The 25006-nt window shown below is 52.1% G+C and carries 25 protein-coding genes and 1 riboswitch; of the genes, 11 read left to right on the top strand and 14 right to left on the bottom strand.

What is annotated here, in order from left to right:
• Nucleotides 1-78 (top strand): IS3 family transposase (locus tag EVJ30_RS15445; protein ID WP_131469088.1); only part of this gene is annotated, 78 nt, incomplete at its 5' end.
• Between the two features lie 68 nt (nucleotides 79-146).
• Here EVJ30_RS15445 and EVJ30_RS10645 read toward each other — a convergent pair.
• Together EVJ30_RS10645 and EVJ30_RS10650 are read right to left on the bottom strand one after the other, a co-directional pair.
• Nucleotides 147-1136, bottom strand: coding sequence for an alpha/beta hydrolase (locus tag EVJ30_RS10645; RefSeq protein ID WP_131469029.1), 990 nt, complete (start codon nucleotides 1134-1136; stop codon nucleotides 147-149).
• A 32-nt stretch (nucleotides 1137-1168) separates the two neighbouring features.
• Entirely contained in the window at nucleotides 1169-1990 is an 822-nt protein-coding gene (locus tag EVJ30_RS10650; RefSeq protein WP_131469031.1) for a Cof-type HAD-IIB family hydrolase, read from the bottom strand.
• A gap of 125 nt (nucleotides 1991-2115) precedes the next feature.
• Here EVJ30_RS10650 and EVJ30_RS10655 point away from each other — a divergent pair, with 125 nt between their 5' ends.
• From EVJ30_RS10655 to EVJ30_RS10670, 4 genes are all read left to right on the top strand, one after another.
• The gene (locus EVJ30_RS10655; RefSeq protein WP_131457893.1) at nucleotides 2116-2808 is read left to right on the top strand and encodes a response regulator transcription factor; all 693 of its coding nucleotides are present in this window, start codon (nucleotides 2116-2118) and stop codon (nucleotides 2806-2808) included.
• Nucleotides 2805-4184 carry a sensor histidine kinase gene (locus EVJ30_RS10660; RefSeq protein WP_131457892.1) on the top strand — a complete coding sequence of 460 codons (1380 nt, stop codon included), beginning with the start codon at nucleotides 2805-2807 and terminating at the stop codon, nucleotides 4182-4184. Before EVJ30_RS10655 ends, EVJ30_RS10660 begins: the two co-directional genes overlap by 4 nt.
• 65 nt (nucleotides 4185-4249) lie before the next feature.
• Entirely contained in the window at nucleotides 4250-4615 is a 366-nt protein-coding gene (locus EVJ30_RS10665) for a DUF1499 domain-containing protein (protein ID WP_131469033.1), read from the top strand.
• Nucleotides 4612-6036 carry a dihydrolipoyl dehydrogenase family protein gene (locus EVJ30_RS10670; protein WP_131469036.1) on the top strand — a complete coding sequence of 475 codons (1425 nt, stop codon included), beginning with the start codon at nucleotides 4612-4614 and terminating at the stop codon, nucleotides 6034-6036. The genes EVJ30_RS10665 and EVJ30_RS10670 overlap by 4 nt, the downstream gene beginning before the upstream one ends.
• A 35-nt stretch (nucleotides 6037-6071) precedes the next feature.
• Here EVJ30_RS10670 and EVJ30_RS10675 read toward each other — a convergent pair whose 3' ends face one another.
• The 3 genes from EVJ30_RS10675 to EVJ30_RS10685 form a co-directional block, all read right to left on the bottom strand.
• A complete protein-coding gene (locus tag EVJ30_RS10675; protein WP_070329181.1) occupies nucleotides 6072-6848 on the bottom strand; it encodes a flagellar motor protein MotB in 777 nt (258 codons plus the stop codon).
• A complete protein-coding gene (motA, locus tag EVJ30_RS10680) occupies nucleotides 6826-7608 on the bottom strand; it encodes a flagellar motor stator protein MotA (protein ID WP_070329182.1) in 783 nt (260 codons plus the stop codon). The genes EVJ30_RS10675 and motA overlap by 23 nt, the downstream gene beginning before the upstream one ends.
• Nucleotides 7609-7693: 85 nt before the next feature.
• Nucleotides 7694-7885, bottom strand: a complete 192-nt coding sequence (locus EVJ30_RS10685) for a hypothetical protein (protein ID WP_233589722.1) — start codon at nucleotides 7883-7885, stop codon at nucleotides 7694-7696.
• Between the two features lie 201 nt (nucleotides 7886-8086).
• Between EVJ30_RS10685 and EVJ30_RS10690 the strand changes: the two genes are divergently transcribed.
• Nucleotides 8087-9466, top strand: a complete 1380-nt coding sequence (locus tag EVJ30_RS10690) for a TrkH family potassium uptake protein (protein WP_131458556.1) — start codon at nucleotides 8087-8089, stop codon at nucleotides 9464-9466.
• 20 nt (nucleotides 9467-9486) lie between these two features.
• Here EVJ30_RS10690 and EVJ30_RS10695 read toward each other — a convergent pair whose 3' ends face one another.
• Together EVJ30_RS10695 and EVJ30_RS10700 are read right to left on the bottom strand one after the other, a co-directional pair.
• Nucleotides 9487-10557, bottom strand: coding sequence for an SDR family oxidoreductase (locus EVJ30_RS10695; RefSeq protein ID WP_131469038.1), 1071 nt, complete (start codon nucleotides 10555-10557; stop codon nucleotides 9487-9489).
• Nucleotides 10554-12728, bottom strand: coding sequence for a PAS domain-containing sensor histidine kinase (locus EVJ30_RS10700; RefSeq protein WP_131469040.1), 2175 nt, complete (start codon nucleotides 12726-12728; stop codon nucleotides 10554-10556). Before EVJ30_RS10700 ends, EVJ30_RS10695 begins: the two co-directional genes overlap by 4 nt.
• A gap of 135 nt (nucleotides 12729-12863) precedes the next feature.
• Between EVJ30_RS10700 and EVJ30_RS10705 the strand changes: the two genes are divergently transcribed.
• Together EVJ30_RS10705 and EVJ30_RS10710 are read left to right on the top strand one after the other, a co-directional pair.
• On the top strand, nucleotides 12864-13349 hold the full coding sequence (locus EVJ30_RS10705) for a restriction endonuclease (RefSeq protein ID WP_236634041.1): 486 nt from the start codon (nucleotides 12864-12866) through the stop codon (nucleotides 13347-13349).
• Nucleotides 13350-13567: 218 nt separating this feature from the next.
• Nucleotides 13568-14047, top strand: coding sequence for an LURP-one-related family protein (locus EVJ30_RS10710; protein ID WP_131441646.1), 480 nt, complete (start codon nucleotides 13568-13570; stop codon nucleotides 14045-14047).
• Nucleotides 14048-14122: 75 nt separating this feature from the next.
• On the opposite strand, the gene EVJ30_RS10715 is transcribed toward EVJ30_RS10710, so the two are convergent.
• Nucleotides 14123-14746 (bottom strand): DUF1836 domain-containing protein, encoded by a 624-nt coding sequence (locus tag EVJ30_RS10715; RefSeq protein ID WP_131458560.1) that lies wholly within the window; start codon nucleotides 14744-14746, stop codon nucleotides 14123-14125.
• Nucleotides 14747-14894: 148 nt separating this feature from the next.
• Between EVJ30_RS10715 and EVJ30_RS10720 the strand changes: the two genes are divergently transcribed.
• Complete coding sequence (locus EVJ30_RS10720) at nucleotides 14895-15545, top strand: diacylglycerol/polyprenol kinase family protein (RefSeq protein WP_131458561.1); 651 nt, start codon at nucleotides 14895-14897, stop codon at nucleotides 15543-15545.
• 154 nt (nucleotides 15546-15699) lie between these two features.
• Nucleotides 15700-16620, top strand: coding sequence for a UDP-N-acetylmuramate dehydrogenase (gene murB, locus EVJ30_RS10725; RefSeq protein ID WP_131458562.1), 921 nt, complete (start codon nucleotides 15700-15702; stop codon nucleotides 16618-16620).
• Nucleotides 16621-16692: 72 nt separating this feature from the next.
• Here the strand turns inward: murB and ald are convergent, their stop codons facing one another.
• The 4 genes from ald to trhO all read right to left on the bottom strand — a co-directional run bounded on the left by ald (nucleotide 16693) and on the right by trhO (nucleotide 20766).
• Nucleotides 16693-17823, bottom strand: coding sequence for an alanine dehydrogenase (ald, locus tag EVJ30_RS10730; RefSeq protein WP_131458563.1), 1131 nt, complete (start codon nucleotides 17821-17823; stop codon nucleotides 16693-16695).
• 131 nt (nucleotides 17824-17954) lie between these two features.
• A complete protein-coding gene (locus EVJ30_RS10735; protein WP_131469042.1) occupies nucleotides 17955-19178 on the bottom strand; it encodes a PucR family transcriptional regulator in 1224 nt (407 codons plus the stop codon).
• A gap of 103 nt (nucleotides 19179-19281) precedes the next feature.
• The gene (locus EVJ30_RS10740; protein ID WP_070329193.1) at nucleotides 19282-19707 is read right to left on the bottom strand and encodes a divergent PAP2 family protein; all 426 of its coding nucleotides are present in this window, start codon (nucleotides 19705-19707) and stop codon (nucleotides 19282-19284) included.
• A gap of 117 nt (nucleotides 19708-19824) precedes the next feature.
• Nucleotides 19825-20766, bottom strand: coding sequence for an oxygen-dependent tRNA uridine(34) hydroxylase TrhO (gene trhO, locus EVJ30_RS10745; protein WP_131458565.1), 942 nt, complete (start codon nucleotides 20764-20766; stop codon nucleotides 19825-19827).
• A gap of 223 nt (nucleotides 20767-20989) precedes the next feature.
• On the opposite strand from trhO, the gene EVJ30_RS10750 reads away from it, so the two are divergent.
• A complete protein-coding gene (locus EVJ30_RS10750; RefSeq protein ID WP_070329195.1) occupies nucleotides 20990-21622 on the top strand; it encodes a TVP38/TMEM64 family protein in 633 nt (210 codons plus the stop codon).
• 36 nt (nucleotides 21623-21658) lie between these two features.
• Here EVJ30_RS10750 and EVJ30_RS10755 read toward each other — a convergent pair whose 3' ends face one another.
• A complete protein-coding gene (locus tag EVJ30_RS10755; RefSeq protein ID WP_131469044.1) occupies nucleotides 21659-22942 on the bottom strand; it encodes a Na+/H+ antiporter NhaC family protein in 1284 nt (427 codons plus the stop codon).
• A gap of 71 nt (nucleotides 22943-23013) precedes the next feature.
• A riboswitch (SAM riboswitch) is annotated at nucleotides 23014-23109 on the bottom strand.
• 98 nt (nucleotides 23110-23207) lie between these two features.
• Nucleotides 23208-24887 (bottom strand): GGDEF domain-containing protein, encoded by a 1680-nt coding sequence (locus EVJ30_RS10760; protein WP_236633531.1) that lies wholly within the window; start codon nucleotides 24885-24887, stop codon nucleotides 23208-23210.
• Between the last annotated feature and the right edge of the window lie 119 nt (nucleotides 24888-25006).

Consider the following 25006-nt stretch of genomic DNA (forward strand, 5'->3'; position numbering starts at 1 on the left):
TCGTTCTACAACCACGATCGTTTCCAGAAACGACTAAACGGCTTGAGCCCTGTCGAATACAGGTCTCAAGCCGCCTAGGCTGGTTTTCATTATTTGCCCTGTCTACTTGACGGGGAGCAGTTCATTTTTCAAAGTCGGGGTTGTTTTTATTTGGTCGTTTCGCGCAAGAACGTGATCAAGCGACGATACGTTGAGCTGGCTGCTGGTTGATCCATCTCGAAGTGATAGCTGTTTCCGAGTTCGTATTCGTCTCGATTATAGAAGACGCTCGTCACATCAGTCCGTCCGGAGAGAATTGTCGCGAACTCTTTCGCTTGCGTCTCGAACGACCCCGTGTTCCCGTCGGTGATGAACGTCGGGACGAACGTGGCCGGGATGTTGACGAGAGGGGACGCTTCGGTGACGACGGGGAGGTTCTCCCAATTGTACGTCCCGAAGTAGGCCCAACCGATCCGCTTGAACAAGAAACGGTTGACGGCTTTCGAAGACTCGAGAATCGTCCGTTTCAAATCATACGGGCCAGACAAGAGAACCGCGCCGAGGATCGAGTCTTGCGGGACGACTTGATTCACTTCGGCTGACGGTGCATAGTCATCGTTCAGTTGAATCCCGATGAATTGGGCGACGAGCTGCGCTCCGTTCGAGTCTCCGGCGAAGAAGACGCGGTCGAGATCGAGTCGGAAGCGATCGTTGTTGTCGGTAATATACGTGTACGCCTCTTCGATTTGCTGGAGCGGCACCGGATACGTGACGTCCGGGGCGAGGGCGTAGTTGATGCTGACGACGTTGTAGCCGTTGCTTGCAATCGACGTCGCATACTTGAACACATCAGCCTTATCACCGCCAACGAACGAGCCACCGTGCACCCAAAAAATCGTCGGGACGACATGCTTATCGCCTTCATAGCGAATCAAATCGAACGTCCCGTTCTCGTAGGCAGAATAGTAATCGATGTCTTTACGGACCGACGTCTTTTGAACGACTTCGTCGAATCCTTTGATCGCGACTTCCTTGCCTCCAGTAAATGAAGTTTTGACGAGACGGGACGCAGGCTTCGGTGACAAGAAGACGTAGGCGGCACCGGCGACGGCCGTTCCGACTAGTCCGAGTCCAGCTCGTTTCAATCCTTTATTCATCGTGATTCCTCCTTGGTTCAAACGGTTATTGCTTAACGAGTCGTAACGACACTGCTCATGTACGTCTCGATGACGTGGGCGATCCCATCTTCATTGTTTGACTTCGTGATGAAGTCGGCTTTCCCTTTGACTGTGGCGTTGGCGTTGCCCATGGCGACACCGAGTCCGGCCCATTCGATCATCGTCAAGTCGTTGTTGCCGTCTCCGCAAGCGATGACGTGTGCTTGGTCGATTCCGACGTGGTCAGCCAAAAAGGCGAGACTCGTCCCTTTCGTCACACCGGCTTCCGTGAACTCGAGGAAGAACGGTTTCGAACGGGCGACGGCGAGCTTGCCTTCGAGCTCGAGTTGCAGCTTCGTCTCGATTGGAGCGAGCGTGTCGCCATCGCCGAGCATGAGGCATTTGACGACAGGGGTCGTGACGGTTTCTTTGAAATCGTTGACGTGGATGACCGGCATGCCCGTCAATTCGCCTTCGATATCGGTATACGGGTTCGGCTGATCGGTTACGATTTCGTTACCGATGTACGTATGAATCGCGATTTCCTCCCGGACACTGATATCATGGAGGTGGGCGACTGTGTCCGGCATTAACGTGCTCGAGAAGATTTCTTCATTTGTTTCACAATTGATGATTGAAGCACCGTTGAATGACAAGATGTAACTACCATATTTGGCGAGCTCAAGCTCACGGGCCGCTGCCCACATGGCGTACGTCGGACGTCCGCTTGCTAAAACGACTTTATGGCCGCGTTCTTGGACGTCAAGCAACGCCGCTTTCGTGACAGGGGAAATCGTGTGGTCGCTCGTGAGGAGCGTATCGTCCATATCTAAAACAATCATGTTATAACTCATAGTGGTAAGGAGTCCTCCTTTAGAATCTAATGACTCCATCCTAATACGATTTGAGGTCAATTGACAACCTTGTCGCAAAAACGTAACTATAATGTAGAGTAGTGAACTCCAGAAGAGGTGGAAATATGAATCGGATATTAGTAGCCGAAGATGAGCATGCGATTCGCAGCTTTATCATCGTAAATTTAAAACGAGCCGGATTTGATGTCTTTGAGGCGACGAACGGCCGTGAAGCGGTCACCGCATTCGATCGTGAACCGTTCGATATCGTCTTGCTAGACGTCATGATGCCTGAGATGGACGGCTTTGAAGCGTGCGCCGCGATTCGTGACTTAGACGAGAACGTCGGGATCATCATGTTGACGGCACGCACGCTTGAAGAAGATAAAATCGAAGGTCTCGGGAAAGGGGCGGACGACTATATCGCCAAGCCGTTCAGCCCGGGCGAGCTCATCGCGCGCATTCATGCGCTCCTGCGACGCGTTGAAAAAGTGAAGCGCAAAGAGAAGAAACGTCTCAAGTCAGGACCGTTCGCCATCGACTTGGCGGCGAAACAAGTGACGAAATACGGACAATCGATCGATTTGACGCCGACCGAATATGACTTGATCTGTCATCTCGTCCAAAACGAAGAAGTCGTCTTATCACGCGACGCACTTCTTGACGCGGTTTGGGGCATCAACTACTTTGGGGACCGGAAGACGGTGGACGTCAACATTCGCCGCTTACGGCAAAAGATTGAAGACGACCCGAGCCATCCGGCTTATATCGAGACGCTATGGGGGCATGGCTATAAGTGGCGGAGACATGACGGATGAGACAACAGCTCGTCATCCGCATGATGATTGTCGTGACACTCGTGCTCTTACTGCTCGTAAGCGTCCTGTCGTACGGTACGTACCGTTATTACTACGAGTATGAGTCCGATGCGTTGGTCAGCCATGCGACGACAAGCGCTTATTTGTATCCACAGGCACAAGTCGGATTTGAGACACCGAGCGCGTTCTCGGTTCTCGTCCGGACGTTCGGGTATCCGGGTACCGATTTGACGATGGTCGACCGCTCTGGCGCGATTATAAAAACAACCGGACAGCGAGCACAACAAGCGTCGTATACACCTGAGCAGCTCGAGCGTCTCGCTAGAGGCGAGTCGGTCGTCCAAGACTATGACGTGAGCGAGGAGCACTTTCTGTCGGTGACGAGCCCGATCATGACCGAGGGGACGAGCGAGTTCGCCATCAGTTTCACGCGTCCGCTCGCAGACTTAGACACGCTCATCCGCGAGATTTGGATGGCGGTCCTCATGATCGGTGTCTTGATTTGGCTCGTGGCGCTATACGCGGTCATCCGAATCGCGGACCGATTCGTCCGTCCGATCCGCGAGATTATTGAGACGGCTGACGAGATGGCGCAAGGTGATTTCGACGTCGAGGTATATTCGAACGAGAAGCACGAGCTCGGGGCGCTTGCCCGGACGCTGACTTACTTAGGCGCTAAAGTGCAACAGCACCAATCGACGCGCAACGAATTCTTGTCGAACGTCTCCCATGAGCTTAGGACACCGCTCACTTCCATCAAAGGCTGGACTGAGACGATCCGAGGCGGGGACGAACAACTGTCAGACGAGACAGAGCTCGGTCTGAGTATCATTCATTCGGAGACCGAGCGCATGATCGGTCTCGTCGAGCAATTGCTCGACTACACGAAAATCGAGGAGAGTCGTCTCGTGCTCTATCGTCAAGAACTCGATCTCGTCTCACTGTTACGCAAAGTAACGATTCAACTGAAACAATCGCTTGAAGATAAGCAGATTACGTTGATCGAGCGCTACCCGGCCAAGTCGGTCGGTCTATTCGATGAGAACCGGCTCAAGCAAGTATTCTTAAACTTACTTGAAAACGCGATCCGGTTCTCACCAGTCGGCGGGACGCTCACGGTTCGCTTCGTCCAGTCGGAGCGGGTCGCCTTCATCTCGATTATCGATCAAGGGCCTGGCATCTCGAAAGAACACTTGCAGCGCATCACGGAAATGTTCTATCAAGCGCAAGTGACGAAAGGCAGCAGCGGCCTCGGCCTTGCGATCGCTAAGGAGTTGATCGAGGCGCATGAAGGGAAACTTGTCATCGAAAGTGAAGTCAGACAAGGGACGACTGTGACAGTTCTGTTACCGCTCGACCCGAGCGAACTGCAATAAAAGGGTTAAACCTTCCGAATTCAGGATACATACAATTGTATGTAGAATGAGGGAGGTTTTTTGTCGTGGCCGCAAAAACATTGAAACCGTTGAAAGGAAGTCCGAATGCCGTATCGACACAAACGTCGATCAAAGCGCTGCACATGGACCCGCTTCCGTATGGAAAAGACCGCGATCAAACGGTCGAAACCATCAAAATGGTGATGGGGCAGCTACCTCGGACGGAGCTTGCCGAGGAGACGACGGACACGCTCCATTACGTCGTCTCTTCGAAACTGATGCGTTTTAAAGATGATGTGGAATTTTTATTTGACGATGAAGCGAGACAAGTAGAATTTCGTTCTGCTTCACGACTCGGTCATTCCGACTTCGGTGTGAACCGGAAACGGATGGACGACGTAAGCAAACGATATCGGAGGTTGATGGGATGAAGGACTATCAGTTGATTGTAATCGGGGGAGGCGCGGCCGGGATGACGGTCGCAGCCGGTGCCGCGAATTTAGGTGTGAAAGTCGCACTCATTGAGAAGAAAAAACATCTGGGTGGCGATTGTCTCCACGTCGGCTGTATCCCGTCGAAGGCGCTCATCGCAGCCTCGAAAGATGCGAGTTCGATGATGCAGGCCGCACGTGTGCTCGGAGCCGAGTTTGACGGGCGCGATCATTATAAGACGACGAAAGCACGAGTCGACAAAGCGCGGGCGATCATTCAAGAACACGATGGGACGGAGCGTTTCGAAAAGATCGGGGTCGATGTATACATCGGAGAAGCGTCGTTCCAAAGCCCGTACGAACTGAAAGTCGGTGACGATTTACTGATCGGTAAAAAGTTCGTCATCGCGACCGGGTCGAAACCGACCGTCCCGCCAATCGATGGATTGGACAACGTTTCCTACTTAACGAATGAAAACGTGTTTGAAGAAGAGACGCTCCCAGAGAGCATCATCGTCATCGGGGCCGGCACGGTCGGACTTGAGCTGGCACAGTCGTTCGCGCGGCTCGGTAGCCAAGTGACCGTGCTCGAGGCGCAAGACGCGTTCTTGCCGAAAGAAGACGAGTCTGTCAGTGCGTTGCTCCGCTCACAGCTTGAGATGGCGCTGCATCTAGAAATCGGTGTCAAGGTCAAACAGATTGCTGAAGTGGCAGGACGCATCAAAGTCACAGCCGAAGTCGATGGGGAAACTGTCGAGTATGAGGCGGAAAAACTGCTCATGGCGACAGGACGTGTTCCACGCATCGAAGAACTTCGCCTTGATCGGGCGAAAGTCGACGTGAAAGATGGCTATGTCGATGTGACGTCGACGTATCGGACGTCACAGTCCCACATCTTCGCCATCGGAGATACGATCAAGACGTTACCGTTCACACATGCGGCCGGCGAAGAAGGCAAGGCGGTCGTCGCCAACGCCTTATTCGGGCTATGGAACAAGGTCGATTACAGCAAGATGCCTTGGATCACGTTTACCGACCCGGAAGTGTTCCATGTCGGATTGACCGAGGCCGAGGCGCGTGAGCGTCACGGGGATGACATCGAAATCTTTGAGGCGAAGCTGTCCGAAGTCGATCGGTTCGTCGCCGATCGCCAAGAGACAGGCTTCGTCAAAATCATCACCCGGAAGAACGGCAAGATTCTCGGAGGACACGCGGTCGGGATGACGGCTGGCGATTGGATGCAGATCGTCGTCTATGCGATGCAACGTGGTGATAAGATCGGCAAGTTGTCACGTATGATCTATCCGTATCCTTCGCGGAGTGAGGCCGTTAAGAAAGCGGCCGATCTATACTGGCGGAAGCGGCTCTTCGAGAGCCCGCTCACCGAGCTCGCCCGAAAATATTTTGAATGGACACGTTAACAAAAAGCCCACTCTGTCGCAGAGTGGGCTTTTTGTCATGGTAAGACAAGCGTTTCGATCATTTTTGGTGAACCTTCTGATAAGTCGACGAGCGGCTTGATCAATACTTCGACACGGCGATTTTTGGAACGGCCGGCGTCCGTTTCGTTCGTCGCAATCGGTTTATATTCCCCGTAGCTTGCGAGCGTGAACTGATTCGGATTGAGCGACTCATTCGTTAACAGACCTCGCATGAACGCAGTCGCTCGGGCTGAACTGAGTTCCCAGTTCGACGGGAAACGAGCCGTATTGATCGGCACGTTATCGGTATGACCGGACACAACGATTTCTCGATTCCCGGCTTGTTCGAGAATGCCGCTGATTGACTGGGCGACCGTGCGGGCGTCAGCGTCGAGTGTCGCTTCCCCCATGCTGAACAAAGCCCGGTCTTGGATCGTCAGAACGAGCCCACTTGAATTGATGGTCGCCTCGATTTCGTCTTCTAATCCATTTTTCTTAATGTACTGATTCACTTCTTCTTTTAACTCGTCGAGTTTGGCCAGCTCATACGTCCGCGGATTGGCGGTCGTATCTGTCTTGTCCGTTCGGCTAATGTCACTGTTTGACGCCGTTGAGGCTTGGAAAACACTCGTGCCTCCTGAGAACACCTGATTGAACGATTGAGACATCTTATTGAGCTTCGTCTGGTCGACGTTACTTGAGGCGAACAACACGATAAACAAAGCGAGAAGTAACGTCAGCAGGTCGGCGTAAGGGATGAGCCAGCCTTCCGGGATGTGTTCTTCATGATCATGCTTCTTTTTGCGCTTCATAGTTCGCTCGCTCCTTTGGAGACAAATACACGGCCAACTTATCTTCTAACGTCTTTGGTGACTCTCCGCCTTGAATCGACAAAATTCCTTCGATCATCATTTCCTTGACGACGACCTCACTTTTCGAATACTGCTTCAACTTGTTGGCAAACGGGAACCAAAGAACATATCCACTGAAAATCCCGAACAGCGTCGCGACAAAGGCGGCGGAGATGGCGTAGCCGAGTTTATCAATATCGGATAAGTCTTTTAGTGCGGCGACGAGCCCGATGACGGCTCCAAGTACACCGAGCGTCGGAGCGTACGTGCCTGCTTGCGTGAATACATCAGCGTTCGCTTTATGGCGTATTTCCATATTCTCGATATCACGCGACATCACTTCGGCGATATATTCAGACGGTTGACCGTCGATGACCATCATCATGCCTTGTTTCAAAAACGGTTCTTCGACTTGCTCGAGTGCCGTCTCGAGTGACAGCAGGCCTTCTTTACGTGCCTGCGTCGACAGGTCGACGAATTGCGTCAACAAACCAGATTTGCTTGGCAGTTCTTGTTTTTTGAATAAGATCTTAAATAGTTGGGGTACCGTCTGTAGCTGTTCTTTCGAAACGGCGATACTGACCGCGGCCGCCGTCCCGACAAAAATAATGACGAGCGCCGCAGGGTTGATCAGCGGAGCGACCCCCGCTCCTTTCAAAATCATCCCTCCGATTAACGTAAAGAAACCGAGTAAAAGTCCGACTAAAGTGACGACATCCATGTCTATGTTTTCCACCTTTCTAAAAAAAGCGAGATATAAAAAAAGCGAGAGACTTAACTCGTCTCCCGCAAATGCGTTCCGATGGTTAAGCGCCGTTTTCGTCAATCAGCAGTTGGATGCTGATATTTCGTTCTTCACGCTCTATATCGGTTAGCACATCGTATTTTTTTAATAATGCGTACAATTGATTCATAACTTCTTGATCAAGTGACCAATTCAACAGTTCTTCGAGCTGGAAATAGAGATGGGCGGGCATACATTGTGATTGACGCTCCAACCTTCGCGAGACATCCTTTAGCGAATGATCTACCGTACTAGGGTCCACGGTTTCATTCAACCTCCTCAATATTCATAAAGTCTATCTCCCATATTACCAAAAAAATATAGGAAGGGTTAGCGATACATTTTTCTAGTTGGCAATTTACACGTCGAGGAGTAAGATGATGCTTAGAAAACTTGATTCGAAGGAGATAGCGAGATGCGACATCGATTGACAGTACGGGAGTTGCGCCTTAAACGAATTGAGGCGTTATACCGGCTCGTCTTTGAAAAGCCGGCCCGATTTATCGCGACTGGATTTTTACTCGCCATCTTGATCGGAGCGACGTTGCTGTATATGCCGTTCGCCCAAACCGAACCGGTCTCTTGGATCGATTGCCTGTTCATCGCGACGTCAGCAGGCACGGTGACCGGATTGTCGACGATCGACATCGGCTCATCGTTCAATATGCTCGGCGAGCTCGTCATCGTCGCCTTGATTCAAATCGGCGGACTCGGGTTCATGACGGTCGCGCTCATGCTGCTCAGTGTGCTCGGTAAAAAAATCGGCTTAAAACAGCGGATCTTACTCCAAGAGTCGCTCAACTTGTCAGGGCCGGGTGGAACGGTCCGCCTCGTCCGCAACATCGTCTTCACGACCATCATCGTCCAATTCATCGGGATGTTATTTTTGACGGTCGAACTTTACAGCACGGGTGATTACCGGTTCGGCGAAGCACTGTATTATGGCTTTTTCCATGCCGTCTCGGCGTTTAATAACGCAGGTTTTGCGTTATGGCCCGACAGCTTGATGCAGTTCGAGCAAAATACGGCCATCGTCGTCACGATTTCGATGCTCTTGATGATCGGTGGTCTCGGATTCACGACGATTGCCGACGCGACCGAGGTGAAACGATGGAAGCGGCTCGCCCTACATTCGAAAATCATGATTGCTTCGCTTGGTGTCATCAACGGGATCGCCTGGTTCGGACTCATGCTGTTCGAGTGGGTATCAGTGGAAGGCGGCTTGTACGGCCGTCCGATTGGCGAGGCGCTAAACGTCACATTCTTTCAAGCGGTGACGACACGGACGGCTGGATTCAATACGGTGGACATCTCGATGATGGCGCCGGTATCAATCGGATTAATCCTCATCTTGATGTATATCGGGGCCGGGGCGGCATCAACGGGTTCTGGGATCAAAGTGACGACCGTCGCTGTCATTTTAGCGGACATGTGGGCGTTCATCGCCGGTAAAAAAGAAACGGTCATTCTCGAGCGGACGATTGATGCGTTTCAAATCAAGAAAGCATACGTCGTCGCCATCTCGAGTTTCTTCTTTATTTTGTTGATCACGGCACTCACGATTTTGACGAATGATCATATTCCGGCGACCGCTCTCTTGTTCGAGACCGTGTCTGCCTTCGGAACGGTCGGTCTCTCGCTCGGCATCACGGCTGAATTGAATGACACCGGGAAAGGGTTCATCATGTTCATGATGCTCCTAGGCCGTGTCGGCTCGCTGACCATTCTGTTCACGGTCGCACGACAGATGGACCGGAAGATCCGTTACCCGAAAGAGAAGCTGTTAATTGGATGAGGACACACAAAAAGCCCTGGTCAGGGCTTTTTGTGTGTGTTGTAGTAGGCGACGATGTCAGGCAAGTAGTCTTGTAAGTCCGGGCAAACGATGCCGGTCCCGTTTAACGCCCGGAGCGTCTGCGTCGTGTCGAAATGGACTTGATGCTTAAAATAGGCGAGCAGTTCTTTTGGAACCCCATATCGTTCCGATAGCTGTAAAGCGGAAAATCCGGTTTCTGCGGCGAAATGGGGAATCGTTCCGCGAGGCGAGCGACCAAACATCGCTTCGTGGATCATACGGTACACTTCCCGAGCCCCGTGCGGGAACGGGTCGGTCAAATGGAACGTGCGCTTTAGACCGACTGGGGCGTGGGCGAGATAAGCAGTCGCTTCGACCACGTAGTCATACGGCACGAGGTTCACTTCGATGTTTTGCCGTCCGATATACGGGAGCGGCGCTGCTTGACGCAACTGGTCCATCAACTTCAACACGAAGTAGACGCCATCGAATTTTTTCGTCTCTCCGGTCTTGCTATGGCCGATGACGATACTGGGACGGATGATCGTCGCGGGTATCGAGCCGAGTTCACGGGAGACGATGGCTTCCGCTTCATACTTCGTAGCCTCGTAATGGTTTTTAAACTGGACCCGATGCCATAGCTCGTTCTCATAGACGGTCCCTTGGCGGCGTCCGGAGACGTAGGCGGTACTAAAGTAGACGTATCGCTTTAAATGTTTTGCCCGTTTGGCGAACGCCGTCATATGCTTCGTCCCGAGCAAGTTGACTCGGTAGCCGACGTCATACGGGATGCTCAAGTCATAAGCGGCCGCTAAGTGGAAGATATAATTCACTTCCCGTTCGATGACCGACCGCATGATCGGATCGAGAATGACTTCCGGGAGTGTGATATCGGCTTCGACAAGCACTAACTGCTCGTCTTGAAGCGAAGTCGTGGCCAACAGTTCTTGTTTCAAAGCGAGCGCTTCCGGTCGTTGTGCCGGTAAATGGAGCGCATAGATCGTGCCGATCTGATCCGGCAATGTCGCGAGATGGGTAATCAGCTTTCCTGCTAAAAATCCTGGGAAACCGGTAAAGGCATAATGGTTCATGGCGTCTCCTCCGCTACATCTAACGTGAACGTGAACGTCGAGCCAACGCCTACGCTCGACTCGACTTCGATGCTGCCGCCGTGCGACTCGATGATCTCCTTACAGATGGACAACCCGAGGCCGGTGCCTCCGATTTGACGTGTATCTGAGTTGTCGACACGGTAGAATTTTTTGAACAGTTCTTCGAATGCGTGCTCGGGAATCCCAATCCCAAAATCTTGGACAGACACGTGGGCTTGCTTGTGTTCTTTCCGGACGCGAACTTCAATCTCATGACTGTGAGGTGAGTACTTGATGGCGTTTGAAAGCAAGTTGATGATGACTTGCTCGATCCGGTCCTTATCGGCGATGAGAACGAGCAACTCGTCGGCATCATCGAAATGAATCGAGTGGTCAGTCGTCTCGCGGAAGCGTTCGACGACTTCGCGGACGAGCTCGTTCAAGACGAAGCGGTCTCGTTTATACTCTTGGTTGCCATCTTCCATGCGCTGAATATCGAGGAAGTCGTTCAACAAGTCCGTCAACCGCTTCGCTTCTTTCGCCATCGTCTTTAAATAACGCTCGCGCTTGTCCTTCGACAAATCGCGTGTCAGCATCAATTCGATGTATCCCGATAAAGAAGATAATGGCGTTCTCAACTCGTGTGAGACGGTGCTGACCAACTCGTTTTTGATTTGGTCCATCCGCTCTTCTTCGGTCCGGTTGCGGAAGACGAACAAAAAGCCACTGTCCATCCCGATCTGCCGTTTTGTGTCCATTCCCGTTCCGTACATCTCATAATACTGTTCGTCGCGATCGTTCGGTTGCGGAATCGAAAAACGGAGCGACACTTCACGAGCCGACCCGTCGAGCAAGAGGTCGATTTTCTTTAACATTTCAGTGCGGTCACGGCCCCGGAATGTCGTCAGGAGCGGGATGCGTTCCTGTATCTTGTTCGGAGCGATGCCGGGCAGGTCGAGTAAGCGCCGGGCATGTACGTTCATGAACAGGACACTACCGTTCGATTCGGTCAAGACGAACGCCTCGTTCGATGCTTGCAGAATCGATTGGATGATGTCGCGCTGACGAGCAATCGCATTTTTCTCTCGTTCAAGCATGCGCTCGACTTTTTTACGGTCACTAATATCGCGCATGACGGCGACGCGGAGCGTCTGGCCTTGGAACGTCACTTCTTTCGGATAGACTTCCATCTCTAAAAAGGTACCGTCCTCGCGCCGTCCGATGACTTCGTACGGGGTTTGAATGTGATTACGGATCCGTCTGAGGACATCGGCCCGGTAGCCTTCCGCGATAAATTCAATCGTTTGGCGTCCGACCATGTCCTCGGCCGGGATACGGAAAATCGTTTCGGCTGCCTTGTTCGCGTCAAGAATCGTTCCCCCTTCGTGAAACAGGACAGCTTCAATCACGGACTCAGCAAACATGCGGTAGCGCTGCTCTTTATGGAGCAGTTCACCTTTGAGCGCGATTTCAGGACTGACATCAAAGACGAAGAAAAAGAAGCCGATGATTTGATTGTGTTCATAGACTGGCTGCATGAACAGTTTGCCGACGAAATGGGTGCGGTCTTTACGCTGAAACTTCCATTCTCGGTCTCCACGATCGAGTGCGACGCGCAGCATCTGTTCGAACGACAACAAGCGCTCCGTCTCGTCTTGATAATGCGTCCGCTTCTCACTCAGTTCTCGCGACTCGAACAAGGCGAACGGTGTCATCTCATAGAGCACTTCGTGAGGTTTATAGCCGAACAGCTCGGTCGCTCCTTTATTGAAGCGATTGATGAGCAGATTGGCATCTGTCATGATCATCGCCATGTCGAGCTCGGTATGCATCATCGCCTCAAAGGCGTTATGTTGGACCGTGACCCGCGTGTCGAGCGGGAGCGGCTCGATGGAGAGAACGTATATATGTTCATATGGGATCGCATGGACGCGAATCGTCGGCATCTCGTATATCCAAGGAAGTCCTTGCTCCATCCGACGCGACAATTCCATGGTGAGGGGTGATTGGTTGACCATGTGGAAAATATTCGTTTTCGTCTGTAAGTCTTCAGGAAACTGCTCCATGAACGGACGATTCGCCTGAACGATCGTACCGTCCTTCGTAATCAACGCGACGCCGTAAGGTAAAGCGTGCAGCAGTTCGTTTTGGAGATACATCCTTTTCTCCATTAACGTTTGATCCCTCCTTCTTTATATCAAACGGGTACATTTGGAATACATTCGACAGATGCCCCTTTGTTTTCCTGCATTGATTCGGTAAAGTAAATAAAAGAAACGATAGGGAGGACGATTGACGTGAAAGGAATGGCGCTTAGCCTATTGATTGCCACCGGATTATGGTGGTTCGAAGCACCGATGTGGAGCGTCGTCACGGTGCTCGCTCTCGGGATTGCTTGGCTCATCTGGCGGATGCGCCTGTCGACGATTGATCGGATTGATCGAATGGACGGCCGTGAGTTTGAGCTGTTTTTAGAAGAAGTATTCACAGCGCTCGGGTACACCGTGACGGTCACGCCAGCGTCACGTGATTTCGGGGCGGATTTGCTCCTTGAAACGTCGGACGGCTGGTCGATCGCGGTCCAAGCAAAACGCTATGAAAAAGTTGTCGGACTCGAAGCGGTCCAGCAAGTAGCCGCGTCCGTTCCATACTACGGGGCGAACGAAGGATGGGTCGTCACGAACTCGTCCTATACGGATAGTGCATACGAACTCGCCGAACCAAATCAAGTTCGTCTGATTGCAAGAACGGAGCTCGAACAGCTGCTTAAACAGGCTGGATTTAAGTGCTAAAATGGCGCCTGTTCACAGCTTTGACAGACTGGCGGATTGTGTCGAAGAAAAAGGGGTTGTCTTTTTCCTCAAACGGTGCAATAATCATCTTCGTCATATGAAATATGTAGTAGTTGAACAGAGAAACACGACTACTAGAAACTAAATTGGGGTTTCACAGAATGACCAACCGAACAAACACAAAAATCGAGGTTGGAACGTAGTAGGAGGAAAAAGCGGTGCGCAAATTAATTTATGTAAAAGGTTGTGTCTTTACGCAAGGCGAGGCGACCATTTATGACGAAACAAATGATGCAATCGGATCTGTTCACCGCAACGCGGAGGGCAATGTCCAAGTGCACAACTTGTCCGGTCGACAAATCGCTCACGGGAAGTACATCCCGAACTGCCAAAAGTGGGTCGTCATGAACCATGACGGGCAAGCGATTGGTCAATTAAAAGACAAGTTCTCGTTATTCGGGAAAAAGTGTGAATACAACGTCTATGAACGCGGTCTCTACACGATTCAATACGACGTCGAACGCTACAAGTTCAGTGTTCGCGATAAAGCTGGGAAACTTGTGGCGGAACTTCGCAAACAAGATGACGATTCTTTCTGTTTGACGAAAGAGGCGGATCAGCTCTCGATGTTCGAGTTGTTGTCAGTTTTGAAGACGTTGACGGTCAAATCACGGATGCCGGTCGCCATGTCAGTCTAACCAATATGACGAACACCAGTCACTGCGACTGGTGTTTTTTTTTGCGTTCCACAAAAAAAGCTTCATTTGATTGGCTCAAATGAAGCGGCTTAAATAGTGTTTGGCCTCGATCTCGAGTGTCGTCACGCGGTGCGCGTACAAGCATAGCTTCAGAACGTGCATGATGTTCGGATGGGTGTGTCCCATCTTCTCAATCGAACGCTTCGCACGAGTGTCTAACATCTCGATCGGGCTCGTCGACTTGGCATACTCCGCGTACAAGCGGTAGAAGTCGATCGGGGAGATGAGGTCGTCCTCGTCGCGGTCGGGATTGTTGAAGATGAGTGCGAGCAGCGAGCTCGTCTCTTCGAGCGAAAACAGATGCTTCAAGTCGTCGAGCAAATAAATGATCGCAGCCTGTTGTAGCGAATATTTTTTACCGACCCGGGGGACACCGATGATTTTACGAACTTCGCGTTTCGTCCAGTTTTGAATCGTCGTCGCGGACAAATGCTCTCCGGTCAGTGTGTTGGCCAAAGCCACGATTTGATTGATCGACAATCCGTTCTTTTCAATATGAAACAAATGGATTTTACGAAGCTCTTTCGGGAAATGCTCACGCACTTCTTCAGGAAAAAGTGAGATGGCCCGATCGACGTCACCAACCCGCATATAGTGAAGGCAATCAGCCAACGTTTGAATCGAATTTGCGTCGCGCATACAGGCATCCTTTCTATAGCCGACTTCGTTCGCAGGCTATACAGTCATTTGACCTCATTCTACCAAATGTTTGAAAAGGAAGCTAGGTTCTGGCTTGATTAAGGTATAATGAGTACGTATAAAAATCGCACATAAAGGTGGTCCCACGATGAATGAATGGGTCAGTTCTATTCTGTCCATCGTCATTGTCCTGGTGTTTCTTGTCGGTCTCGAACAGATTGGCAAGCGCCTCGGCTGGACGGATGAGACAATTCGAAAGAGTGTACATATTGCAGTCGGGCATTGGTCATTGCTCGCCGTCTGGTTGATGGACACATGGTACATCGCTGCCATACCGCTCGTGTTCTTTACGTTCGCAAACGCGTGGCTTCTATATAAGAGCCCGTCTCCGGTCCATCAGACCGAGCGGAAATCGCTCGGGACCGTCTATTATCCGATCGCACTCCTCGTCATCTTGTTCTTCTTTTTCGAGACGGAACCGCTCGCCTTTTTAGCGGGTTCGCTCGTATTGGCATGGGGAGACGGCTTAGCAGCCCTCATTGGACGAAAATATGGGACGGTGATCTATGACCTGTATGGGCAAAAGCGATCGTTCCAAGGCAGCATGGCCATGTTCTTAAGTTCGTACGTGGTACTCTTTTTATTGTTTTTGTGGAAAGGTATTCCGATGTGGCAAGTGGTAACTTATGGGTTTATCATTTCCATCATAGCGACGCTGACAGAAGCGATTTCGTATCGAGACTGGGATAATTTCACAATCCCGATTGTCGTCGCCGTCGCGACATCATTATTGTTGTAAACTATTTGCTAGATTGTAAAGAAAACGTTGCTTGTCACTCTCGGTAAACATTTGTATACTGTGTTTCGTACTGAAACCATTCAGCAACGTGTCCGAGGCGAACTTTTTCGCTTGCGGCACTAATAAAATAGACCGTAAAGGATTGAGGCAACGCATGAGCTTTTTAGACCAACTACTCACAATCATCCCGGCCGAGCGCTTCAAGCAAGACGAGCCGCTGTCAGCACACACATATACAAAATTGGGCGGGAAAGCGGATTATTTCGTAGCTCCACACACGTATGAAGAAGTTCAAGCCGTCCTCGAGCTCGCCCATCGCGAGAACGTACCATTCATGATTCTCGGTTTCGGGTCCAACTTGATCGTTCGAGACGGCGGCCTGCGTGGCATCGTCTTGAATTTGAACGAATTGAACACGGTTCGCCGTGACGGCAACCGGATCATCGCCCAAGCAGGAGCGGCCATCATCGACGTGTCGCGCCAGGCGCTCACTGAAGAGCTGTCTGGACTGGAGTTCGCATGCGGTATTCCGGGAACGGTCGGAGGCGCTGTTTACATGAACGCGGGTGCCTACGGCGGCGAGACGAAAGACGTAATCGCGAGTGCGGTCGTTTTGACGCCAGACGGCGAACTGCTCACGCTCTCGAAAGATGAGCTTGACCTCGATTATCGAACGAGCCGAGTTTCGAAAGAAGGCTTGATCGTCTTAGAGGCGACGTTCGAACTCGATCCGCTCGGTTATGAAGCGATCAAAGACGTAATGGACGATTTGACGCATAAGCGTGAATCGAAACAACCACTTGAATATCCGTCATGCGGCAGTGTGTTCAAGCGCCCGCCCGGTTACTTTGCCGGTAAACTGATTCAAGATTGCGGACTGCAAGGCAAGCGCATCGGCGGGGCGGAAGTATCACTCAAGCACGCGGGCTTCATCGTCAATATCAATCAGGCGACAGCGACTGAATACATCTCGCTCATTCGTCACGTCCAAGCGACGGTCAAACAGAAGTTTGAGATCGAACTTGAACCTGAAGTGAAAATCATCGGTGAAGACATCGCCGTCGAAAACGCATAAACATACGCAAGACGCCCGAACGGGATTTTCCGTTCGGGCGTCTTTCTGTCCGCATATTTCGGATGTGTTCGATTACGCGTGGAGCTGCTTCGTGACGGCTTCAGAGGCTGGTACGAACGTGTAGCCGAGGTCACGGGCGACGGCTTCGTATGTGACCGTACCGTCGATGACGTTCAACCCTTTGAGGAGCGCTGCATTTTCGCGAAGCGCCGGGAAGATTCCTTTTTGAGCGCACTCGACGATATAAGGCATCGTCGCGTTCGTCAAACCGAGCGTCGACGTGCGCGGGACCGCCCCTGGCATGTTGGCGACGGCATAGTGCTGCACACCGTAGCGTTCGTACGTCGGCGCGTCATGCGTCGTAATATGATCGATCGTCTCACAGATCCCGCCTTGGTCGATGGCGACATCAACGATGACTGACCCCGGTGACATTTGTTGCACCATCTCTTTCGTGACGAGTTTAGGTGCTTTCGCGCCCGGGATGAGGACGGCACCGATGACGAGGTCGCTCTCGGCGACTTGCTTCGCGATATTATAGCGGTTCGAGATGAGCGTGTTGATCGTGTTCCCGAACTGGTCGTCGATTTGGCGGAGACGAGCCGGACTGATGTCCATGATGGTCACGTTGGCTCCGAGACCGATGGCGATGCGGGCCGCGTTCATTCCGACGACACCGCCCCCGATGACGGTGACGTTCGCACGAGGCACCCCGGGAAGACCTGACAAGAGGATCCCTTTGCCGCCATGCGGTTTTTCTAAAATTTGCGCCCCGATTTGAGCAGCCATCCGTCCTGCGACTTCGCTCATCGGTGTGAGCAGCGGAAGCGTACGGTCGACTTCGACCGTCTCGTAGGCGATGGCGGTCATGCCTGAATTGACGAGCGCTTTCGTGAGTTCAGGTTCGGCCGCTAAATGTAAATACGTGAAGAGCGTGAGGTCTGGACGGAAATATTGATACTCTGACGGCTGTGGTTCTTTTACTTTCAAGGCGAGTTCAACGTCTCCCCAAACGTCCTGTGCTGAATCGACGATGCTTGCCCCAGCGTCGATGTACTCCATATTCGTGAAGCCGCTCCCGATACCGGCCCCCGTCTCGACGAGCACCTCGTGTCCGAGTTCCGTCAAGACGGATGCACCCATCGGCGTCAACGCGACGCGGTTTTCGTTATTTTTAATCTCTTTCAATACCCCGATTTTCATGTGTAGTTCCCCTTTCTATCTGCTGACACAATCTGTTCACACCTCTAGTATAGACCCAAGTGAAATCGCTGTCTTTAGCATGGATTCTAAAAACGGCAACCCCCACTTTGTGATTTTTCACAAAGTGGGGGTCAGTCGTCTTGACGATATTGTCCGGCCTTGATCGCTAAATAAATAGCAGCCCGTTCCGGGAGCGAGACTTGGGTGATGCTCGTCAGTTCTTCGATCCGTCGAATCCGATACAAGACCGTGTTCGGATGGATATGGAGGTGGGCGGCGACTCGTTTGACGTTCCCGTCAAAATAGAAATACCATTCAAGCGTCGTCACGAGTTCGGTGTGGTGGACTTGGTCATACGCCTGCAACCGTTCGATCGTCGGGTGCGTCTCGAGGCGCAGGCCGATCCGTCGGGACAAATCGGGGACGAGTTGATAGATGCCGATCTGCTCGAACGCCCGGGCACTAGCGAGCTCGAACGGGAACTTCCGGCGTAGCGATGTGACCCGTCTCGCTTCCTCGGTCGCGGCATAGAGCGTATCGCTCTCGAAGAAACGACGGCTAATCCCGAGGCGAGGTTCGGCGTCAGTGAACTTGTCTTGAAGCTGGGTCTCGAAGCGGTCGGCCCACTGGAGGAGGGCGGCCTCTTCTTCAGATAGCTCGGACTTCATATAGTGCCAGACGAGCAGCTGTTGGCCGTCGATGGCGTGAAGGACGACCTCGATCGCTTCTTGTGTCGCAAGCGCATAAAATAACCGCTCAGCGAATTGCGGAGTGATCGGCTGCAAGCAGTCGATGATCGTCAGGCGATTCGCGACGGCGATTGGGGCAAGTTCGTTCAAGCGTTCCCGATGTGCGGGAGCGAGGTATGGCGAAGCGAGCACTTCTAAAAAGAAACGCTCGAGTTCGGCATCGATGCGACGTTCGTGCATGGCGATCGTCATGAGCAGTTTCTTGGCGATATTTGCCCCGTCCTTCAAGACGGTGAGTTCCTGCTCGGAGAACGGGGTCGTCCGGGCCAGGCTCCAAATGTAGCCGAGCACGTCTTCTTGCTGCTTGATGACGACGGCGGCGCGCTCGCTGAGACCGATGGCCATCCGGGCCGGGATGACGACAGGCTCGTCTCGGTCGATCAGCTCTTGCAGGATACCGCTTTCCCACAAATCTTCGATGACGGCTTCCGGGACACGGCGGCCGATGATGGTCGCGATCCGGGCCGGGTCGGTCGAGTCGGGATGCGTGCTATAGGCGAGTAGCTGATGGTGGCGATTTTCGATCGTGATCGGTGCGCGGATCGCTTGCCCGATCGCTTCGGCGAGTGTGTCGAGCGATTCATATGATTTCTGTAAAAAAGGCATGTCGATTCCTCCTCTCTATCACTATACCGTCTCTGTTGTGAAAGTTCACAAAAAGATGGACAGTTTTTGAGAGGGGAACGACATGCCTGAACGTGTGTATCGTTTACATGGGGAAAAATAGTCCGACGACGAGGCCGAGCAATGCGCCGACGATGACTTGGTACGGTGTATGGCCGACGAGTTCGTTCAAGATCGGTGTGTCGTGCTTGATCCCTTTAAAATAGTCGTTCAATAGACGGGCTTGGAAACCGACGGCTTGACGGACGCCGGTCGCGTCGTACATGACGATCGTCGCAAACGTGAGCGCGAGGGCGAACATGCTCGAGTCGAGGCCTTCAGCCCGGCCAATCGCGGTCGCGAGCGCGACGACGGTCGAGGTATGGGAACTTGGCATTCCGCCTGAGGCGAACATAATTTCAAGTTCAAAGTCACGTGTTCGAATGAGTTCGGTCACAAGTTTGGCCGCCTGTGCGATAAACCAGGCCAGTATTGCGGCGAGTAACGGTTCGTTAAAGAGCAATTCAGTCACTTCCTGTCTGACAATAGTATCTACACTATACCCGATTCCATGCCGCGCTAGACGTAAAGTTTCTGTCAAAAATAGCGTCGCGGGCAAATGCCCGCGACGCTATTCGGTCGATTTTTGTTACCCGACGACGCCTTCAGTCTCTTGAAGTTTTTCCGCGATGTTCTCGATGATAAAGCGGTTGCGTGGATGCTCCTGACACTCTTTCGAGCATGAACGCATCTGTTTCGGCTCACACTCTTCACAACAGAAGTGTTGTTTATTGCACTCCGGGTTGGCACAATTAACGTAACGGGTCGTCTTCGTTCCGCAGTGCATACACGCTGAAACGACTGACGGATTGACCGTGTTGACCGGGACGTTGATGCGCTCGTCAAAGACGTAAAGCTCGCCGTCCCAGTTTTCACCTTGCGTCGCTTCGTCCTTGCCGTACATGGCGACGCCGCCTTTTAAGTGGAAGATGTTGTCGTGACCTTGGTCACGCATATATGCGGTAAATTTCTCGCAACGGACGCCTCCGGTACAGTACGTGAGAAGTGTTTTCCCTTCGTAGAGGTCTTTGTTCTCCTCGAGCCAGTCTGGCATGTAACGAGAAGCCTCTACGTCGATTTTGATCGCATTTTTGAAGTGACCAAGATCGTACTCGTAGTTGTTACGAACGTCGAGGATGACGACATCATCGCGATTCATCATCTCTTTCCATTCTTCCGGTTCGAGATACGCACCGTGTTGTTTAGGCACGTCGAACTCGCCATCAAAGCGCCACGTCACGAGCTCTTGTTTGTGACGGACAAAGATTTTCTTGAAAGCATGCTCTTCGACTTCATCGATTTTGAACTCGATGTCGCTGAAGTATGGATCGGCTTTCAAGTCGTTCATGTACTGTTCGGTTTGTTCCCAAGTGCCCGAGCACGTCCCGTTGATTCCTTCGGAAGAAATCAAGATACGTCCTTTGATCCCGAGGTCCTTACAATACTTGAGGTGTTGTTGTGTCAGTGTTTCTGGGTCCTCGATGTTGACGTACTTATAGTACAGTAAGACCCGCATTGGTTTTGTTTCCATGTTATTGCTCCCCTGTGTTCAGTTTTTTGCAGGAAAACGAACGTTGGGTTGTGTCGTTCGACGAATGAACTTGCCTGCAACCACAAGTCCATTATTATATGATAGATATCACAGTGAAATTTCGCAAATACTTTTTATTTTTTTTTGAGGAGGGCAGGGGGATGCGTCCTCTTGAACGAATTCGGGTAAAAGGTAGTAACGAAAGCCGAAGGTGGAAACTGAGATGCTCACATCACTACAACAATATATATTGAACATCATCGAATGGCTCCAAGGACTGCCGGGAGGTCCTTGGGCTGGACTCGGAGCCCCGTTCCTAGAAGCGATTTTCCCGTTTCTCCCGCTCGTCTTGATCATCTCGGCGAACGCTGCCACGTATGGCTTCTGGCTTGGTGTTCTCTTGTCATGGATCGGCAGTTTGGCAGGGACGCTCCTCGTGTTCGCCGCCGTCCGATACGTGTTCCGCAAACCGATGACGCGTTGGCTCGAAAAACATAAACAGGGTGTCTATTGGCTCGATCGCATCAACCATATGAGTCCAATCTCGCTCGGATTCTTATATTCGTTGCCGTTCATCCCGGTCAGTTTGATCACGTACTTACTCGCCTTGATTCAAATGCCGCTCCGAACGTTCGTATTGGCGGCCGGATTCGGGAAACTGCTCGTCGTCATCATCTTCTCGGTCATCGGTGATCAGTGGCAAGAGTTCATCCAAAGCCCGTTCCGCTTATCGATGCTCGGCCTGCTCTTGCTCGTATTGTGGGCGATCAGTCGCGGTCTCGAAGAACTTCTCAAACGGCGCGCTTTCAAAAAACGGAACGAAGAGCTCAAACGTAAACGTGAAGCAAGAACATAAAAATCCTCGAAGGCGGCCGCCTTCGAGGATTTTTGCTTAGTTGGTTTTTTTGAAACGTGGGAAGTTGAAGACGATCGCCAAGCCTCCGCAAATGAACAGGAGGAACGGATAGAACATATACGGGACGAGGGCGGGGGACGCCGTGTTCGTCAACTCGGCGGCGATGAGGAGCTGCGCCCCGTAAGGCAGAAGTCCTTGTACCCCGCACGAGAAGATGTCGAGTACGCTCGCTGACTTTTTCCGTTCGATGTCATACGTATCGGCGATATTCGCGGCAAGCGGGCCTGCTACGAGAATCGAGATCGTATTGTTCGCCGTCGCGACGTTCGTCGCACTGACGAGCCCGGCGATGCTCCATTCCGCACCAGCCCGGCGCTGAATCCGTGACGTGAGTGCATCTCGTAAATAGGTGAGTCCACCGTTATGCGAGATGAGCCCGACGAGTCCGCCCATGAATAACGTCAAGAGCGAGATCTCGGCCATGCCCATCATACCGTCGGCCATCGCCGTAACGTAAGACGTGACGGCCAAGCTTCCGTCAATCAGTCCGATGATGCCAGCGAGCGCGATGCCGCCGAGCAAAACGAGGATGACGTTCAGTCCGGTCAAGGCGAGGACGATGACGGCGAGATACGGAATCAATTTGTACCATTCGAACGCGGCCACTTCAATCGTCGATTCTCCACTTGAGAGAACGGCTAACAGGACGGTCGTGATGATTGCGGCCGGGAGCACGATCCAAAAGTTGGTCCGGAACTTGTCACGCATGTTCGTCCGCTGTGTCCGGACGGCGGCGATTGTCGTATCTGAGATGAATGACAAGTTGTCTCCGAACATGGCCCCGCCGACAACGGCCGCGGCCGCGATCGCGATATTGACCCCGCTCTCTTGATGGATGCCGAGCGCGATTGGGGCGAGCGCGGCAATCGTACCGGTCGATGTGCCCATCGCCATCGAGATGAAGGCAGCGATGACGAACAATCCGCTCAGTAAGAGTGACGGCGGCAGGAACGTCAACGCCGCATTGACCGTCGCGTCAATCGCACCGATTGCACCGGCGACGGTCGAGAACGCGCCAGCGAGCAGGAAGATGAATATCATGATCAAGATACCTGGATTACCGGCGCCTTGGGCGATACGTTCGACGGTCTGTGTGACGCTTCCTTTCGTCATCATCGCGGCGACAATTAAAGCGATCAACGCCGCGATCAGCACCGGGAACTTGTAAAAGTCACCATAATAAATACCTGCCCCGATAAAGAAGACGAGGAAGACGAGCAAGGGCAAGAGCGCCCATTTGTTAGCTGTTGGTTGTTCCAATCGATTCACCTCATTTCAAAGAATAGAAAAAAAGAGCCTTCCGAAAAAGGCTCTCTCTGTAAGAGACACCCTTTTCATCTTTCGAGCAGAACGCTCGCTGGATTTGGCACAGGTTACCCGCTGCCGAGACATCTAAGGGCCAGTCCCTCCGTCTCTCTTGATAAAAAGTCGTCATGATGTAGTTGTTAGACACGTTTCCTAACGTACCTGTTTCAAATCGGGTTGTCAACAGAAATCCCCCTGCGCCAGTGGACGCGGGGGGAAGTCATGTCGTCAAAAAGTTGTAATGGGCGACGCGGTTACGACCGGCGTACTTGCCGCCGACGTAAAGGGCCCGGTCAGCGTTACGGATCGTATCGTCAAGCCGTTTGTCGCCGAACGCTTGAATCGTATCGACACCGATCGAGGCGGTCACGGGAATATCGACCCCATCGACACGGAACGGCTTATCTTCAATTTTCTGCCGAATCCGTTCGGCGATATCGACGGCTTGGTCGACGTCGCAATGATTGAGCAGCAAGATGAACTCCTCGCCCCCGTAACGGGCCGCAAAGTCATCGGTCCGGAGCATTTGCCGGATTCGCCGCCCGAACTCTTGGAGCACGCTGTCTCCGACTTGGTGACCGTGCGTGTCATTGATTTTTTTAAAGAAGTCGATGTCGAGCATCGCGACCGAGATCGGGTACATCGAGCCGTCCGAGATTTGTTGAATCCCATACTCGTAGAACGCGCGCGCATTGGCGAGCAGCGTCAAGCTATCGGTGCGGCTTTCCGTGTATAGGCGGTCGCGCTCGTGGCATCGGCTGATCGTTCGGTTGAACGATTTCAACAGTTTTACCATCTCGTTTTGAATGATGGGGGGATAGCCATAGACGTGTTCACCAATCATGACGATACGTGTGCGAATCCCGTCAATCTCTTCTGACTGGACCGAGATGAAGCTGTGGTAATCGTCATGAAACGCATCTGACAACGCTGCGTCCCATTCGAAGCGCATCTCATAATCGACAGACTTGGCGTGTGGATGGCGCGCTTCCATCAAGTCGAAGACGAGTGGACGGTCGATCGGCTGTCGCGTCAACAAATCGAAATAGAGCGTTCGGTCGAACAGGACGAACTCGACAAACCCTTTATCATATTGGTTGAGGCGCTCACATTGACTCAAGAACACTTCAATCGCCTGGGCCTCGCTTTGAGATAGGGAGACGGCCTCTTTCGCTTCATCGTACTGTTCGATCAATGACTTGAACGCGTCTTGGCGCCCTTTTTGAATCATCAACCGCTTAATAAAGAACGTGAGGGCGGCCGCGATGCTGCTGACGACGAGCAAGTTCGTCTCACGGAAGAACGACGCGGCGAAGATGAAGACCAAACTGACGATGTATGTGTAAAACGCGATGCTCAAAAAATCACGGACCGGGATATCGACGCGGAACCACCAGCCGACCTGATACTTCTGGACGACCGTGTTCAAAATTATGGCAATGATCAGACCGACGAGCGGAACGAACGAATCCTGCGAATAGAAGCCAAGACCAGTTTCACCTCCGAGGGCCAAGTAAACACTTGCCGGGATGGCGATTTCTAAAAATGACGTGATCGCGTTCCAAGGATAAGTGAACCGAAAGCGGCGGAGCGCGACGCGCGGTTTTAGGTTGGCGAACTGAAAGACGAGAAGTCCGATTTGGTTGACGAGGAGCGCCGTCTCAAAATCAAAGAATAAAAAGATGATGAGGACGATACTTTCTGAAAACGTGAAATAAATGCCTTTTCGTTCAATCGAGTCCATTTGGAAAATGACGACGAGCAGCGCGATCAAGATGAACGGAAGCGGCTCGATTGCCGGAATATCAAGAACACCGGTTGTAAACAAGGTGATGGTCAGTAAAACGATCAAACTCCAAATGCTCCAACCGAGGACGGACATTTTGCGAAAATGATTCATAGTTCCCTCCTGTGTGGGAAAAGTCTTCTCATATGTATGGTAGGAGATTCGGCACGGTTGCGCCCAAGTCCTGCCTATTCATCATAATGGCTGAATTCTAGCATTGAGTCTACATCAAA

It is taken from the genome of Exiguobacterium sp. SH5S13 (assembly GCF_004337085.1).
Classification (GTDB): Bacteria; Bacillota; Bacilli; order Exiguobacteriales; family Exiguobacteriaceae; genus Exiguobacterium; species Exiguobacterium aurantiacum_A.